We start from the raw sequence: 17,393 nt of genomic DNA, 5'->3' as shown, positions 1-17,393 counted from the left end.
TTAAGACGACGCATTTAGCCCAAATATAGCACACCGGTAAAAAAAAGCTAACGTTTGCTCCCAGTACGCTTGGTGCTGAGAGTGCGAGCGTCGCAAGATCCACTCCCGAATACAAATGATGCGACAGGTTTTCTTCGCAGCCACTGAGAAACTCAGGTTTTCAAGCGATCGTAGCGATTCGATTTCTTTTGTGGTATTGCTCTCCAGCTGCCAAAGTAATGAGGTACGAGGGATCAACTGTCGCGCGGCTCGAAGATGACGTGTAAGGAGTACAACACAATCGCTGCATTTTAATCTCAAATGACGTATGACTTGTACTTCGTACAAGTCATACGTTTCCTTCTAATGAATATAGCTGGTTATCCGTATTTCAAATGCATTTTATACACGTTAAGTACCTTATTTCTCGGAAGGCTTCAGTTTGTCGTGTAGTTTGTACAACTCAAGTAGGAAGCCGATAAAAACTTCTATAACCGCTGGCTCTAACGAACCGTACAGGCCTTATCAGGCCGAATTTTGGGACTTTGAGAATCTAACGAACCTTACGAGCTTTATTCTGGCAAAATCCACCTCGAATCCCCCCACAACCATCAAATAGAAACTCTACGGTTCGTTAGAATTTTTTTGAAGCTATTCCGGGACGAATAAGACCTCTACGGTTCGTTAGCGTATTACGTATCCCTTTTTTCGTGTCCGCACTCCTCAACTCGCTCCCCCTGAGTCTCCCTTAAAAACAAAAAAACAGCCGCAGAGTAAGCTCTGTCGGCTGTTTTCGATAGAAAGATGATGATCATTAACCTTCAATTAGTGTTTTGTAGGCATCCAGTTGTTTTTGGATTTCGTCTTTCACTTTGTCATAGCCGGCAGCTTTCAGCTTGTCGCGAAGTGCGTTAACTGCAGCAGCAGGGTCGCCTGCTTTACCGAACAGAATTGCGGGCAGTTGCTCGCCAACTACTTGAGAGATTGCAGTCATCTCAGGATCAACGCTTGCTTTGTCGAATACGAATTTGCCGTAAGGGAATGGCTTCTTGATTTGGTCGTATTTCGCATACACATCGCCTATGCCGCTCCAGTCCGTGTCAGAAGGAATTTCGAATTTGTCGACGCGGCCGCCCCAGAAGTCTGTGTAGAAGCCGTCTTTTGCTTCATCGTAAGCAGCTGGACGGAAACGCTTGCCGTCTTTGATTTCATACTGAACGCCTTCAAGGCCGTAGTTGATCAGTTGGTACACTTCTTTGTCTTGACGGATCAGCTCATAAGCCATCAGAGCGCGTTCCGGATGTTTGCTGTGCGCGCCTACCGACGTGCCGCCGTGCGTAATTGGCATGGAAATCAGGTTGCCGCGAGTATCGGAGTAGGAGAACATTTGCAGCTCGGAGCCCGGTTGTTGTTTATCCATTTCAACGCGAAGTCCTTTGTACGTTTGCGTATGGTGGGAATCTGCACCGGTGAGACCTGCTTTAAGCGCAGCACGCGTATCTCCTTTATAGTTCAGTACATCTTCACGCCAGAAGCCTTTGTCAGCCCATTCCTTCATCAAGCCAGCAAATTTGATGAAATCGTCGTTGAAGATCGGGCTGTCAACTGTGTAGCGATCGTCGTAGGATTTGGCATAGTAAACGTTCGCATAACCTGTGGAAATCGGCAGCTCAATGTTATCTGTGTACGTAGTAGCAAAGCCGTTATAGAACGTGCTTGTTCCGCCGTTTACATCGTAAGGAACAACGCCTTCTTTCTTGTCTTTCACGCCTTGGAAGTACTTGCCAAGTGTTTCGAAATCTTTAATCGGCTCTGTAATGCCGAACTCTTTCGCCCAGTCGCCGCGGTAGTAAACACCGTGGTTAACCCATTGCGTGTAGTGATTCTCCGGAATCAGGACGATATCATCCTTGAATTTGCTTTGCTCCCAATCCTCTTGCGGAATTTCAGCAAACGTTTGCGGTGCATATTGCTCCAGCAAATTGTTTAGCGGCAGGAAAGCACCGCGCTGCGCATTGCCCCATGTATCGAGCCAGTCCGTACCGATTGTGATCAAGTCAATCGGTTCGCCGGAAGCAAGCAGCAAGTTGTACTTCGTTTGCCAGTCTGCCCACTCTACCCATTTGAACTCGAGCTTCGCGTTGATTTTTTCCTTCATAATCGCATTTACTTTCTCCATAACGGTTTCGAGCTGGCCGTTCTTTGGTTTATCGCCCAGCACGACATACGAAATGGTTTCAAATTCACTTGTATCGATCTTGCTTACATCTGCACTGTCATTGCCGGTATTGCTGGTGGAATCACCTGATGTGTTGCCGGAAGTGTCCCCTGTGTTACCTGTGTTACCCGTGTTGTTGTTGTTACTTCCGCAAGCCGCGATACTGAAAACTAGGATGAGCATAAGTACGATAGTGGATACCCGCTTCAAGTTTCCCATTCTTTGTAGCCTCCCTATTTTAGATAAATCGCTTTGTTCCGCTCCAAAAGTTACGAAAGCGCTTTCGTGCGGCTATGGCAAGAGGGCCGGCAAACTCCCTCATATACCTGTTACCCTTTTACTGCACCAACCGTAATCCCCTGAATGAAATAACGTTGTACGAACGGGTAGAACATGATAACCGGCCCTGTCGCAACAACTGCGGTTGCCATCTTCATCGATTCCAGCGGCATATCCCGGAGCGGAACGTTCGATGAGGCTGACGAGTTTCGAATAAAATCCGCGCTCGTGATGACGTTATAGAGGAACAGCTGCAGCGGTCGATACTTCATGTCCGGTGACAGAAACAGCATCGCGTTATACCACTCGTTCCAATAGCCCAGTGCAATAAACAAGCCGATCGTAGCGAGCGCGGGTGTTGTCATCGGCAGAATGAGTCGCATGAAGATGGTGAAATCGCCTGCACCGTCGATCTTAGCGGATTCGGTAATGGCATGCGGGATCGATTTCGTGAAGCTCTTCATCATAATGATAAGGAAGGGGCTCATCAATCCCGGCAGCAAGACCGCAAGGTAATTGTCACCCAAGCTTAAGTATTGTTTGATAAGCAGATAGAATGGAACCAGTCCGCCGGAGAACAACGTTGTGAAATAGATAAAGAAGGATATGGAATTCCGCTGCTCGAAGTCCGGCCGCTGCAGCGCATATCCGGTCATGGCAACCAAGAATAATCCTGCAATGGTGCCAACTATCGTAAGTCCGATCGTCACCGCGTATGAACCGATGATTAAATCCGGATTCTCGAAGACGATTTTGTAAGCAAATGTACTGAACTCCCGCGGCCATATGTTGAAGCCGTGTTTCGCGATGGACGCTTCTTTGGTAAACGAAGTGCCCAGTACGACTAGAAACGGGACCAAGCAGCAGAGTGCGAACAAGCCGATGAATACATAACCGAAGCCTCGAACCATTAAGGACGTCCCATCCGTCCGAATGCGTTTGTGGACCACTTCCATGCGAGTCCCTCCTAGAATAACGAGTTATCCGGCGATGTTTTCTTCACAAGCCAGTTTGCTGTGAGGACGACGACGAAACCGAATACTGACTGATACAAGCTTACTGCGCTGCCCATCGAGAAATTAAAGTTGTTCATCAAGGAGCGGAATACATACGTTTCGATAATATCGGTTGTGGCGTAGAGAGATGTATTGTTCGCGCCGACGAGGTTGTAGAACAAACCGAAGTTGCCTCGAAGCACGCCGCCAAGTGAGAACAGAAGCAGAATAATAAACGTCGGCTTCAGCCATGGCAGAACGATGTAGCGTATCCGCTGCAAGGCGTTGGCACCGTCAATCTCGGACGCTTCGACGATTTCGGAATCCAGCCCCATGATGGCGGCAAAATAAACGATTGACCCGTAACCTGTCGACTGCCAAAGGTAAGTAATGATAATGATGAACGGCCAAACATGTGGATTGGAGTACGTCTTGACCGGATCCGCACCAATGGTTTTCAAGATCCCGTTCAGCATCCCGTAATCGTAGCTTAGGATGTTGTAGGCAATAAGCCCAATAATAACGAACGAGATAAAGAACGGCAGGAACATGATCGTTTGCGATACCTTCTTGAACCATTTCTTGCGCAGCTCATTCAATAGAATGGCGATAAAGATTTGCAGGAAATTTCCAAGTATGATGAAGGCCAGATTGTACAGAATCGTATTGGCAGTCAATCTCCAGAGATCGCCTGTCATCACTAGGAATCGGAAGTTATCCATTCCGATAAATGCGCTTTTGAAAATCCCGTCCGTATAGTTGTATCGAATGAAGGCAAGGTACAAGCCCGGCATTGGCAAATAGGCAAATATGGCGAAGAACAGAATAGCCGGTACACACATGAGAAGCAGCGTACGATTGTTCCACAGCTTCTTCCTTCGCGTTTGCATCGACTTTGAGGTCGACTTCGCGGCTGCTGCCGGCTGCGCGATTGTTTTCATCCTAACTCCCCCCTCCAGATCAAGTTGTAACTAACTATAGCTGCACGCCGGCAGGTACAAAGGATAAGCTCTCGAGCTGCGATGTCGATCCGGCTTCAACCGCTTCCAGCAGAATAAGAAGCTTGTTATCGCCTTCCGCGAACCAAGGCCCCGGGAGGAAGAAGGAATCTTGACTGCCTCCGCTCATTGCCGGTCTCGACTCTCCGCCTGCTGTCCATAGACGCCCTACAATCACGCCGCCAAAATAAACCGTCGCTTTCATCCCGCTGCCTTTCACATACACCCGCCAGCCATTCGAGCCGCTGGCTTCCGGCAATGTTCCGTACAGCCAAGACACACTTCCCGCTTCCATGGAGACCGGCAGCGAAGTTGGTGCTGCACCCTGCTGCGAGGCTTCCGCATGAGCGAGCAATCCGGCTTCGTCTGCAGCGGATAGCTGCCAATTACGAGCAGCGTTTCCTTCGTATACGATAACCTCCCCGGCTCCTAATCCGAGTACACGTTCCAGGAACACGGTTACCTGAACCTCTTCGCCCGGTTGTACATGCTCTGAGATATTGAGATACGGATCAAATGGGTGAACCGTACCGACGGATGCACCGTTCACGAACACCTGCGCCAACGCTTGGATACCTTTGAAGTGCAGCGTCCACGAATCTGCGCTCTCAGACGCCGTGAAGGTTTTGCGATAATATTCACTGGATGGATGATCCGGTGAGAGCCATCCGCCAAAGGTGCAAATCGCCCACGCTTGATCATCATAGTCGCGTTCCAGCACTTCCGGCTGCAGCGTGCGCGATTTCACTCGCAGTATCCGCCAATGCAGCAATGGCTTCACGCCCGTGACAGAGACAAGTCCGGTCAACCCTTTCTTGGAGTCAAGTCTTAGCGCCGGCAGACGAGGATCATCGAAGTTGGTATGTCCCCAAATTTCCACGCGAGCCGTAAGCTTGCTTCCCACACCGCCGATACCGCTATTGTTGCGGATAAATCGGCTGCCGCCGCCGGGCGTAATCGTTCCCAGGTAGCTGTCTCCTGCATAGAGCGAGATCATGTCGCTGCCATTCTGAACGAGGATCCCTTGCACAGCTTGTTCAGCCGTATCGATGCCGCTTTCCGCTTCGTACCACGCATAACCGCGGTAGATTCCGTTATGCTCCAGGAATTCCGCCGCTGTTAGAGATACTGCTGCATTTGTCGACAAGGACTCCATTGGTGATACCGCTTTCAAAGACCAATCTACAAGTTTCTCACGAGGAGCTACATCATAAGTAATCGGGCTGCCGATCGTTACTTCGCCATCTTGGATGACATTCATCAGCAGTGCATCCGCTCTTGCCAAGCCTACCAGCTCAAGCACCGTACCATCCGCCAGCTCTAATGTACATGAAGCAATCGTTCCGACTTTCGCTTGGAAGACGAAGAGATAATCGCCATCTTCACCGTTAGCCGAAGCTGCAACGCCATTCTCTTCGATGCGAACTGCCGGCTGGTTCAAGTTCAGCGCGACTTCGCCTTCATACTCACTGTGGAATACGATAACCGTCTTCGCAGCTTCGCGGTGTACATCCGACAGCTCTGCCGTCGAATAGCGCAGTACGCCTTCTATCCCCCAGCCGCTCATCGGCACTCCGATTGGCAGCATTTCGCATCTGGCCGGAATGGTGCGAAGCTTCGAAGCTTGCGGAATCAAGCCACCGCCAGTTCCTTGCAGTTCTAGCTGCACGACTTCCTCTTGCTCGCCTACATTGGCTACGAACAAGAGATGTCCGCCTTGCGCAAGCTGCAGCTGCCGTTGAACCAAAGTACCCGTCGCTGCTCCATCAGCTGAATCGCCGAACCGTCTTGCAGTAACAATGTCCGCTGCTGAAGCAGATTGCGCTTCTGCAAGTGAGCTGCCGTAAGCCGTAATCACGCGGCGCATCAATCGGCCTTCATACGCTTCCTTGCGAATGTGGCCTTCCGGCGAAATCATGCCATAGAAGTCATAATCGGATGTCATGAGTGCCAGCGGGTTTCCCCAGTTATTGGTCCCGTTGGTGAAGCCGAAGTTTGTTCCGGAAACTTGAAGGTAAGGACCAAGCAGCTTCGCCCCGCAGGATAATAAACGACGAAGCAGGAAATGCGATCGGTTGGTCTCGGTGACTAGCAGCGGTAGATCATGCTGAGCCAGTCTCTGTTCATAAGCGGTTACTTTGTATTCAAACTCGGGGTCTTTGTCATTCGGATAGAAATTACAAGTCGGTGCGACACCTTCCACAAGGCCCGAAGCCTCGTAAAGTCCGCCTTGCCCTGCACAGGCAATTAACGGAACTTGTATGCCGCGATTAACTGCCATGTCTCGAAGCGCGGTTATGTAACCTTTCGGATCAGGGCAGTCGTAGAAGTCGAGCTCGTTCTCAAGCTGCACGCAGATGATGGAGCCGCCTCGCTGCTGTTCATACTTGGCCAGCAGAGGGAGAATACGATCAAACCACTTCTCTACAGCCTGCAAATAAGTGCTTTCCGTGCTTCGGATAACCATATCCGGTTTAGCGAACAGATAAGCGGGAAGAGCGCCTCCATCCCATTCGGAGCAAATGTACGGCCCTGGTCTTGCTACTACCCAGAGACCCACATCAGCAGCCATCTGCAGGAAGGCTTCTACATCCCGTTCGCCGGTGAAATCCCAGCTGCCCTCTTCCAGCTCGTGAAAGTTCCAAGGGAAGTACACATCGATGGCGTTGTACCCGAAGGCCTTCACCTGTTCCAAACGTTCGCGCCAATGGGCACGTGGATTGCGGAAGTAGAAGAGCGATGCGCAGAGGATAATTTCGGCTTGACCGCCGATGCGGAGTGCCGAAGACGAAAGCTGTAAGGCGGAACTTGTTTTCATGTCCATGTTCATGCGTTCGATCCTCCCTGAGGTGAGCAGTGACCACTTTTTTATGAAACCCATTTCATACGCTGTAAAAATAAAAATACACTTTAACGGTGCGGGTTTGAGCGAAGTTTGAACAACATCACAGATACCGTTTGTAAGTGTATTTCAGGAGACTACATGCGTTAGCATCGTGCCGGAACTATACGATTGTGCGGGTTTTATGAAACCCATTTCATATCTGGGTTAAAATTAAACCCTTGCTAGAGGGTCATCTTGATTTGAAGTTTACATTCAAAATGATAGCGCTGTCAATACTATTTTTTTGAAAGATGGTTTACCCCAGAGACGACAGGTAATCGGCTGCTTTGACGCTGACATTAACCGACAAAGGGGCTGTACTTTCACGCACGACGAGCTCAGGTTGAAGGACGGTCAGCGTATCAATGCCGTTCTTCCCGATCAGCTGGTGCAGAATATGAGCAGCCGTACGGCCAAGCTCCAAGCATTTGAGCGAAATGGTGGTTAACTCGGGAATTAAATTAGCCGCAAGCGGAATATCGTCGAAGCCAATAATCGACATATCCTCAGGAACACGCAAACCATGCTTAACGGCAGATTTGATCGCCCCGATCGCAGATAGATCATTCGCGCAAACGATAGCCGTTGGGCGTACACCTTCCGCGCTAAGCAGCTCATTCATGAAAACTTTGCCAGCCTCCACTGTGAAGCCGCCGGTAATAATCCAATCCTCGCGAATCGGCAATCCAGCCTGCTGCATCGCTTTCGTGTAGCCTTCAAAGCGCTGCACCGTATTGGACATCTGCTTGTAGCCGCCGACAAAAGCAATGTCCTTATGGCCAAGTCCAATTAGATGCTCGGTCGCAAGTACTCCCCCTGCAACTTCATCGATAATGACGCGGTGAAACTTCGCCCCTGGCAAATTGCCGTTAATGAGCACGACAGGCAGACGCTTATTCACTTCCGCTACTTCCTTCGCCATCTCCTTGCTGCAACGGGCAAGGTCAATCCGGCCGCCAATCATAATGATGCCGTCAACCTGCTTCTCCATGAGGATATTCAAGTACTGGGATTCCCGCTGGTACTGCGCCTTGATGTCCTGGTTGGAGGAGCCTGTGTCGCATAGGAAGAACGTATAGCCGTTATTTCTTGCTTCCTGCTCCAGGCCTGCCAGCACTTCCGGAAAGAATGGATTCGTAATGTCAGGCAAAATAATGCCGATCATGCCGGTTTCCTTCTTGATCAGGCTGCGTGCAAGCGCATTGGGCTGGAATTGGTGCTTCTGGATGAGACCCAAGATGCGTTCCCGAGTCGATGCTTTCACTGGCGCCGTGTTGTTCAAGACACGTGAGACGGTTGCGACGGAAACGTTTGCTTCTCTGGCAATGTCGTAAACAGTAACCGATTTCATTTTGCCTCACCCTTTGGGCTAAGATCTGTCTAGGTGACAGTTTTTCACTAGCATAGCAGAGTATTTTCCTTCTTGTAAATGGGTCAAGCTAATCTAGCAAATTTGAAAATATGCATGTAAACGAAATACATATATTTGAAAATATTATGAGATAAATATTAATTCTTTTTATCTTAACATGTATGTATCTTGCAGTCTACGATGGGTTCCGATATCCCGATTTCTCAGCAGGATTGTGTAAAGCTTGGCTCGGCATATCCATATCGTTATGCTTGCTTCAACCTGTACTTCTATCGCGCTAGCGCTGCAATAATTAGCTTGCTGCCCTACCAAAGAAGCCCGTTTCCGGAACGAACCGGCCAAGAAATCGATTCAATAAACGGCTGCCAATTATCAGAACATTCACAAAATAATATTACAATAAATAGGAATCATGAATGTGTTATTTCTATTGTCGTCACTCCAGCTTTCATTCGGCAAGATTATGCACGCACCATCACGCTAAACAAAAAGCCGCCTCAAAAGTCACAGCACTTTTGAGGCGGCCCTTCGTGGAACCCATCGCAACTATAGGCTATGCAAAACTTACAAAATCCTTGCCGCTCCACTGCTGCGGAAAGCAGCTTCCGCCGCCCCGCCGCGTGACAAATCCGGACCGTCCGCCTGATCGCTGTTGCCGATATCCGCTGCCACGATAATGGCTCCCTGACTGAGCGCCTTGCGGCATGGTTCTGCATCACTGCTCGTCAATCCAATGTCAGTCAACGCATTCTCCACATTGCGGTCATCGCCCAAGAAGGCGGTTGAGATCAGGAAGCCATTGCTGGGATAGGTCATGCCGCCGATGAAGCCACCGCTTATATTCAATCCGCTTGCCGCAGACATCGGCGCATAGACGCGAAGATTTTCTACCCCATGATCGTCTGCAGCCGCTCGTGTACCAAGCAGGTCCGTCATCTCGTCGGCATGCACGTTCGTCTCCGATTCGACCCGCCGCGAGTGCTCCCGATCCTTAGCCAGCACCTTCAGCTCGTGGTTCGTAAACCCCGCCTGCTCCAGTGCCTGAATGGCCGTCACTGCTTCATTTTCCGTATTGAATATGCCTATTTTGTACGTCATGTTCATCGCCTCCGCATCCCGTATTTAAGTTTGTTATACCCTAAATGGGGAGGATTAAACCGGATGACGAAGGAAATTCTGCCATGGAAAACAAGCCTCTAACAGGACCGCCCGACGGTTATGGACGAGACGGCGAACCGTCCGGTATACGAGAGAGCGTCCACCCCGGCAGCACGTCATGACAAGGGTATAGCGCCGCCTTCTGTTCATCCAGTTCTACGCCGAAACCCGGTGTATCCGGGACGTAGGCGTAACCGTTGCGAAGAACAGGACTGCCCGGAAACACCTCGCGCATCCGATCGGATATCGCGCTCCATTCCTGGACGCCGAAGTTCGGGCTGCTGAGGTCCAGATGGATGTTCGCTGCCATGCCAACCGGCGACAGGTCCGGGGGCCCATGCCAAGCCGTGCGAATGCCGAAGGCTTCGCATAACGTACCCAGCTTCTCCGCAGGAGTCAGCCCGCCAATCGCGCTGACATGGCAGCGGATGAAGTCAATCAACCGCTCCGTAATGAGCGGCATCCATTCCGCGGAATGGACGAACAGCTCCCCCATCGCGAGCGGTGTCGCACATTGCGCACGGATGTGTCGGAACCAATCCAAGTGCTCCGGCGGCAGCGGATCTTCGAGGAAGAATAAGCGATGCGGCTCAAGCTGCTTCGCCAATCGCACCGCCTCGATAGGCACAATCCGCTCATGTATATCGTGCAGCAGTTCGACTTCGAAGCCAAGCTTGGCGCGCAAATGATCGAACATTTGCGGCACGCTGCGCACATAAGCATCCGGATCGAAATACGCACCCGGCAGCACATGATCAGGCTGATGCAGCTTATGGCCCTGACCGCCATATCCGCCTAATTGGCAGCGGACATACCGGCAGCCCTGCTCCATAAACATGCGAACATTCTCTTCCACTTCGCTGGCATCGCGACCGTCGGCATGGCGATAGACGGCTGCAGCATCCCGCACTTTCCCGCCTAGCAGTTCATAGACGGGTACGCCGCATAGCTTGCCTTTAATATCCCACAATGCCATATCAATGCCGGAGACGGCATTGTTCAGCACCGGACCGTTGCGCCAATAACCGCTGACCATGGCGGTTTGCCAAATATCCTCGATCCGTCTTGGATCCTTGCCAATCAGGAACGGCTTCAAATAGTGCTCCACCGCCGCCGCGACTGCAAGATGCCGCTGCGTAAACGTTGCACAGCCTAGGCCATATAGACCGGGCTCATTCGTTTCGATCTTCACGACAACGAGATTAACCCCATCGGGCGCGGTCATGATGACCCGTACGTCCCTGATTTCCACTTGTGCCATAGAGAGGACAGCTCCTTTTGAACCCTATAGATTAGCTAGCTGCTCTTCAGCATCCGCGGGAATTTCATGCCAACCATCGAATTTGCCGAGCATCTGCTGAATGTAGAACGGTCCGCTCTCACGGAGTTGACGGGAACGCTCGCCGACGAAATTATCCACCCGATTCTTGCAGAACGACTGCAAGTAATTATAATACAAGGCGCGCCGCTCCTCGGTCGGATGCACATTCGGCTTCGCCGCATGCCAGAGCGCACCATGGAAAATAACAGCGTCTCCCGCTTCGACCAGCACATCGATCTGACCTTCGATTTCGCTTAGCCCATCCGGCGGATTCTTCAGAGAGAGATGAGAGCCGGGAACGACGACAAGCGGCCCCTTCTCCGGCGTAATGTCATCCAAGTAATAGGCACAGTTGATCGATATCGGAAAATACCAATAAGGCGGCAGCGGATCAGGAAATACATGCGAGTCCATATGCCAGCCGACCGGCATTCCTTGGCCCGGCTTAATACGCGTGGCATTCACGCTTTCCATCTGAATGCGCGGCCCCATTAGCGCCCGCATCAAGTTAAATACCGGCGGGTTAACAAGCAGCGGTACAAACGCCTCGTCCCGGTCGATAATGTCGGGAATTTCCCGCGTCGTAAAGCCCTCCGAAATTTCAATCACTTTATCGATTAATGTCGATACATGCGCGGGAGACAAGGCCTGCTTCACGACAAAATATCCATCCCGCTTAAACTGCTCGACCTGCTCTTCGAGTGTCATGCTCATTTCCGTAATTCCCCCTTGTAATCATGATTTCATGATGAGCGCCTTGTTCATCGGCATAACGCCTCTTGGGCTTACATCAAATAATCGATTGCCGATCCAAGTGCCTTCGTATCGCTCGCCGGCGACGATTTCTTCCCGCTTCACGAGCTCCGAAGGAAAGGACAATTCCACCGTTTCGCCGGCTTCCAGCCCCGCAACAACCAAATACGGATGCGCAAGCGATACGCTCTGCTTACGCGGCGTATGACAAGTAATCGCATCTGTCGACAGCCAGCCCGGGACACGGATGTATAGATCGCCGGCTTGCTTCGGCTGTATGCGCAGCACACCGGCCCCCGGCACCTCGTACTCCATCTTGACGTGCTCATTCTCCTTCGTCAGCCACAGATTGACATAAAGCCGATCTTCACTTAGCGAAGTGGCATGATCCCAGATCAGATACAGTCCTCGGCCCCCGGCGGCGCAGCAGCAAGCCATCGTATCCACCTTGCCGCGGTTGGAGAAATCATTCGGATTCATCCGGCCCGTGAAACCGCCCCTGTAACGCTGCGGCACGTTGCGATACGTGCGCGTCGGCGTGTCCGGTTTATCGGTCACTTCCTTAGCCCACGATACGTCCCTCACTTGCGAAGCAACGAGCGTATTGGCGAACCGATCCGCATCGTCCCAGCAGGCGATATTACCGTTCTTCGCCAAATAGATCGCAGTATGAATCATATCCGTCGTACAGCAGGTTTCACTGTGCTGAATAACGCCCGGCAGCCAGCGGTACCGTTCATCTACCGGCTCCTCCCCGTTCAGGCCCGTGCCTTCCGGGAACCAGCCATATGTACTGCCCATACTGCATGCCCAGTCATACACCTTCTGACACCAAGCGATCAGCTCCGCATCCTGCTTAATGGTCGCGTAACGCAGAATACCGGCAACTGCACCCATCTTGGAATGGAAATGGCCGTCATCCGGGTAACGTCCCTGAGACCAGAAGCTGCCATCCGACTCGAATACGCGTGAATGATTCACGACGAAGCGCGTCAGCTTCTCCAGCATTTCTGCGGTAAGCGGATCGCCATATTGCTCATAATAAATCGCCAGCGGCAGGATAAAGACGCCGCCGCCATAATGCGTCGGCTCCACGATAAACCCGTGCTCCGTATAGATTTCCTCCGGAACCGCCATGCCGGGGACATACGTCTCGAACGGATAACAGATATAATCCTCACGCTCGACCGCAATGCTCCGCATCCCTTGCAGCATCCGCTCGATGCGCGTCTTCGCTTCATCTTCTTTATCGAATTTGAGCCAGCTTAAGAGGCCCAGAAACACGCTCCGCTGGTCAAACATATTGGCGCCGGCAGGAACATCCCAATCATTGCTCATCCGGTAGAACAGCCCATCCGACTCGCTCTGCATCCAGCGCAGCGCATCCTTCATATGTGTCTCGGCATCCCGGCCCAGACGCTCGCCGACGATCTCGCCGCATAGAATCGAGGCATCGAGAAACCGGCCAACCGCATCGCCGAAGTCCCACTCGCTATGCCAAGCAAACGATTCGTCACTGCCGATTTTGGCGAAGAAATACGGTAAATGATGATAGTCCGGATCAAGCATTTCCTTGTAATGATGAATCGCTAACGCCGCCAATTCTCTGTAATCCAGTGCTCTGCCGAGTTCCACCTACTAATCACCCTTTCAATGAGCCTAGCATGATGCCCTTCACAAAATACTTCTGCAAGAACGGATAAATACATAGAATCGGTGCCGTCGTTACGATCAGCATCGCCATCTTGATCGATTCCGCCGTCACCGTAACGGCTCCCTGATGCATCTTGCTCAGGACCGCGAGGTTAGACGCTTCGTTCGATTGAATGAGGAACAGCAGCATATTCTGCGCCGTCCACAGCTTCGTATTGGAAATGAACGTAAAGCCCGTGAACCAATCATTCCAGTGGCCTACGCCGACGAACAACGCAATCGTAGCCAGAACCGGCTTGGAGAGAGGGAAAATAATGCTGAAGAAAATCCGGAAATCCGAAGCTCCGTCGATCTTCGCCGATTCCTCAAGCGCCTCCGGGAGCTCCGTCATAAACGTGCGCACCAGCATAATATTAAAGGCGCCGTACAGCCCGGGAATAATATAGGTCCAGAAGCTGTTCAGCAAGTGCAGCTGCTGCAGCGTGATGTAGAACGGAATAAGCCCTCCGCTCAGGAACATCGGAATGACAATCCACCAGTTCAGAAACTTGCGCAGCGGGAACGTTTTCTTCGTGAGGACAAAGGCAAACATAGCCACGAGCAGCACCTGGGTAACCACGCCCACGAGTACCCGAGCAATGGTCACGCCATAAGCAAGGAAAATATCTTTATCGTTAAAAATAACGCTGTAATTCTTCCAAGTGAAAATACGCGGCCAGAGGTAAATGCCCCCCTTCTGCGCATCCATCGCATCGTTTAGCGAAATCGCTAAAATATAAATAAACGGATAGAGGCACAGAAACGAGAACGCGAGCATGAGCAGCATATTGACAACGTTAAACCATTTTTCTCCACGTGATCTCTGCATGTCTACCCTCCTCTAAATTAGCGATTCCTGCTTGAATAACTTGGCGATGAAGTTGCAGAGCAGGAATAGAAACAGTCCCACTGTCGCTTGGAAAACACCCATAGTCGCGCCGAGCGATAAACCCATAAATCCGCCTGAATTGCGCAGATAACTCAAGATGAGCGTATCCAGAATTTGACCGACCTCTTGCACCTGCAGGTTTCCCATCGTCCAGAGCTGGTCGAAGCCCGCGCTCATGAGTCCGGAAGCGCTCAGAATGAACAAGAGCACCATCGTGCCGCGAATGCCGGGCAGCGCGATATGCCAGATCTGGCGAACTCGGCTTGCGCCGTCAATGCTGGATACTTCGTACAGATGAGGATCGATGCTTGAAAGGGCTGCAAGATAAATGATGGCGTTAAAGCCGATATTTTTCCAAAGTTCAGTGAAGATGACAATCGGCAGGAAAGCACTCGTGCTCCCCATGAAATAGAACGGTTCATTCAAGAAGCCGATCTGAGTCAGCATGTCATTAATAAGCCCGCCATCCGGAGACAGCAGCTTATACCACAGCCCCGCCGCGATAACCCACGAGATAAAATAAGGCAGATAGCTGATCGTTTGAACAAAGCGTTTAAACACAGTTTGATGGATCTCATTAATGAGCAGTGCGAACAGAATCGTAACCGGGAATCCAATGACCAGCTTAAGTCCGCTGATTATCAGCGTGTTGCGCAGCGCGTTCGTAAAGTCAGGCAAATGGAAGATGGTTTGGAAATTATCCATGCCGACGAATTCACTGCCGGAGTATCCTTTAACCGGATTGTAGTCCTGGAAAGCCATAATAATCCCGATCATCGGGTAATAAGAGAACAAGAGGAAGAAGATAAGCCCCGGTATCGCAAAAATATACAACCAGCGCTGATCCCACATTTTGCGGCCTATTTTCCCCATGAGAAGCTGTCTCTTGCTTGGCGTGTGCGTCTGCGTTTCAGCGAGAGTCGTCATCGCGAGACCCTCCTTTTCGGATAAATGGTGGAGGAGAGCGCAGGAACGCTCCCCTCTTATGCGAGTTTGGTTATTACTTCGATTACTTTAAGCTATCGAGATTAATCGACTTCGCCGCTTCCGTTCTTTCTTCCACGACTTTGTCATAGCCGAGCGCGCGGGCATTCTTGCCCCAATCCTCTACAAGCTTCTTGATATCATCCGGGTTCTTAGCTGTAATAGACTTCGCCACCAATTGCTTGTAACGATCGCTTTCGCCTACGGTTACTTTGTTTTCTACATCGCCCGGATCTACATAACGCTGCGGATCGGTAATGAACTCCGTCGGGAACTTGGAGCCCAGGTTCTTCCACGTTTCGATCATATCTTCGCGCATTTCATAGCCGGACGGAGCTTGGTTCTTGATCAGCGCTTCGTAGTTCGGAATGAACGAGTAGACGTCGATACCCAGATGAGCGCGTTTGTTCCAGTCGCCTTGCGTCTCATCGAAGAAGGCTTTCGTGTCTACGATTTTGCCATCGGCGTTGCGCTCCCACTGCTGTCCTTCCAAGCCGTATTTGGTAAGGATCGTACCATCCTCGGAGAGAACATAATCAAGCGTCTTGAAGAAGGTATTGACTTCCTCTTGCGGAAGACCAGCCTTCACGGCCCATAGACTCCAAGCCTCAAGTCTAAACTGCGGCAAGCTTGGCCCCGAAGCGATTGTCGGGTCATACAGCTGAATGCCGACGAACTTCGCGTTCGGATCGGTCTTCTTCATGCTGTCCGTGTAAGGGTTCGCCTGCTCCCAATAAGCGCCGTGAACGGCACCGATGCGGCCTTGGTTCCCTTTCTCGTCGATCTGACCTTGCTTGAGCGAGAAGCTTTCCTCTTCGATCAAACCTTCTTTGTACAGCTTGTTATAGAAGGTCAGCGCTCTGATCAGATTCTCCGGCTGCGACACGTCGGAGCGTGCTGCTTTGCCGTCGGCATCCGTGTACCACCAGCCCGTGCCATTGTTTTGGCCCGGCGGGAAGAACACGTTGATCATGTTGCGGAAGTTTTCGCCGAATGCCGAGTAAGGTACGACCGGCTGGCCGTTTACATCTTTGATTTGTTCCTTGAATGCTTTCAGCGCATTATAGAACTCATCGATTGTTTTCGGATAACCCAGATTGACTTTATCGAGCCAGTCCTTGCGAATCCAGATGGTCGGCTGGTCGATCGCGTAAGCCTGCATGTTGGAGAAGTTTTGCGGGATGCTGTACAGCTTGCCATCGTGAGGATTGGTCGAGAAAGGAAGCAACTTCTCGACGGCTTTCTTCACATTCGGGTATTTATCCAGCCAAGGCGTCAAGTCTTCCAGCTTGCCGCTTTCGCCCATGGTGTTCAGAATCAGCTTTGTTTTGCCGTCTGCCCCGACCGCTACGAAATCCGGCCAATCGGAACCGCCCGTGGATGCCCACAGCTGCAGCTTCTGGACGACATCGCCGTAGCTGCCTGTTTTGAGCACGTCATACGTTAAATTGTTCAGGCCAACGCGCTTCGTCAGCTCAGGGAGGACGATGTCCTTAGCCGGGTCGGCGTTATCCCAGCCCCAGTTGAATGCCGTGATCTTCAAATCACTGACCGTGCCAAGCGGTTTCTCTTCTGTATTTGTCGCTGCTGCATTATTCGTAGCGGAGTTGTTCGTTGCTGCTGCGTTGTTTGTTTTCGTTGCATCATTCGTGGCGGTATTGGTCTTATTGTCATTGTTGTTGCTGCCGCTGCAGCCAACAACGCCTAGAGAAAGGGTTGCTACACTTAACAGAATGCCTACTTTACGCTGGATTCTCACACGTTATTCCCCCTGTACATGAGTGATGGAACCTTGCTCAATAAAGGAACACAACTGATCTTCAGTGCAGTGCAGTCCACGCCACCCGGCCAATCGACCGTGCTCCACTCCC

Annotated in this window: 12 protein-coding genes; all 12 read right to left on the bottom strand. The window is 51.2% G+C overall.

The genetic code is table 11. The features are described from left to right. Nucleotides 1-793 precede the first annotated feature (793 nt). The 12 genes from AC0YNS_RS28400 to AC0YNS_RS28345 all read right to left on the bottom strand — a co-directional run bounded on the left by AC0YNS_RS28400 (nt 794) and on the right by AC0YNS_RS28345 (nt 17,281). Nucleotides 794-2,416 (bottom strand): ABC transporter substrate-binding protein, encoded by a 1,623-nt coding sequence (locus AC0YNS_RS28400; RefSeq protein ID WP_475784282.1) that lies wholly within the window; start codon nt 2,414-2,416, stop codon nt 794-796. A gap of 110 nt (nt 2,417-2,526) precedes the next feature. Next, complete coding sequence (locus AC0YNS_RS28395) at nt 2,527-3,432, bottom strand: carbohydrate ABC transporter permease (RefSeq protein WP_090985138.1); 906 nt, start codon at nt 3,430-3,432, stop codon at nt 2,527-2,529. 11 nt (nt 3,433-3,443) lie between these two features. After that, complete coding sequence (locus AC0YNS_RS28390; RefSeq protein ID WP_475784348.1) at nt 3,444-4,361, bottom strand: ABC transporter permease; 918 nt, start codon at nt 4,359-4,361, stop codon at nt 3,444-3,446. Nucleotides 4,362-4,446: 85 nt separating this feature from the next. Next, on the bottom strand, nt 4,447-7,299 hold the full coding sequence (locus tag AC0YNS_RS28385) for a beta-galactosidase (RefSeq protein ID WP_475784281.1): 2,853 nt from the start codon (nt 7,297-7,299) through the stop codon (nt 4,447-4,449). Nucleotides 7,300-7,609: 310 nt separating this feature from the next. Next, the gene (locus AC0YNS_RS28380) at nt 7,610-8,704 is read right to left on the bottom strand and encodes a LacI family DNA-binding transcriptional regulator (RefSeq protein WP_475784280.1); all 1,095 of its coding nucleotides are present in this window, start codon (nt 8,702-8,704) and stop codon (nt 7,610-7,612) included. Nucleotides 8,705-9,289: 585 nt separating this feature from the next. Continuing rightward, nucleotides 9,290-9,823, bottom strand: a complete 534-nt coding sequence (locus AC0YNS_RS28375) for a general stress protein (RefSeq protein ID WP_475784279.1) — start codon at nt 9,821-9,823, stop codon at nt 9,290-9,292. Between the two features lie 118 nt (nt 9,824-9,941). After that, entirely contained in the window at nt 9,942-11,144 is a 1,203-nt protein-coding gene (locus AC0YNS_RS28370; RefSeq protein WP_090985148.1) for an enolase C-terminal domain-like protein, read from the bottom strand. A gap of 24 nt (nt 11,145-11,168) precedes the next feature. Continuing rightward, a complete protein-coding gene (locus AC0YNS_RS28365; protein WP_475784278.1) occupies nt 11,169-11,918 on the bottom strand; it encodes a phytanoyl-CoA dioxygenase family protein in 750 nt (249 codons plus the stop codon). Between the two features lie 21 nt (nt 11,919-11,939). After that, nucleotides 11,940-13,592: a glycoside hydrolase family protein gene (locus tag AC0YNS_RS28360; RefSeq protein ID WP_475784277.1), complete on the bottom strand. Its 1,653-nt coding sequence runs from the start codon at nt 13,590-13,592 to the stop codon at nt 11,940-11,942. Nucleotides 13,593-13,599: 7 nt separating this feature from the next. After that, a complete protein-coding gene (locus AC0YNS_RS28355; RefSeq protein WP_475784276.1) occupies nt 13,600-14,478 on the bottom strand; it encodes a carbohydrate ABC transporter permease in 879 nt (292 codons plus the stop codon). Nucleotides 14,479-14,490: 12 nt separating this feature from the next. Next, the gene (locus tag AC0YNS_RS28350; protein ID WP_475784275.1) at nt 14,491-15,465 is read right to left on the bottom strand and encodes an ABC transporter permease; all 975 of its coding nucleotides are present in this window, start codon (nt 15,463-15,465) and stop codon (nt 14,491-14,493) included. 82 nt (nt 15,466-15,547) lie between these two features. Continuing rightward, entirely contained in the window at nt 15,548-17,281 is a 1,734-nt protein-coding gene (locus AC0YNS_RS28345) for a type 2 periplasmic-binding domain-containing protein (RefSeq protein WP_475784274.1), read from the bottom strand. Between the last annotated feature and the right edge of the window lie 112 nt (nt 17,282-17,393).

The organism is Paenibacillus sp. J22FR21 (assembly GCF_056269135.1).
The sequence above is the reverse complement of the archived record's forward strand: the minus strand, read 5'-3'. Positions and strand labels throughout refer to the sequence as shown.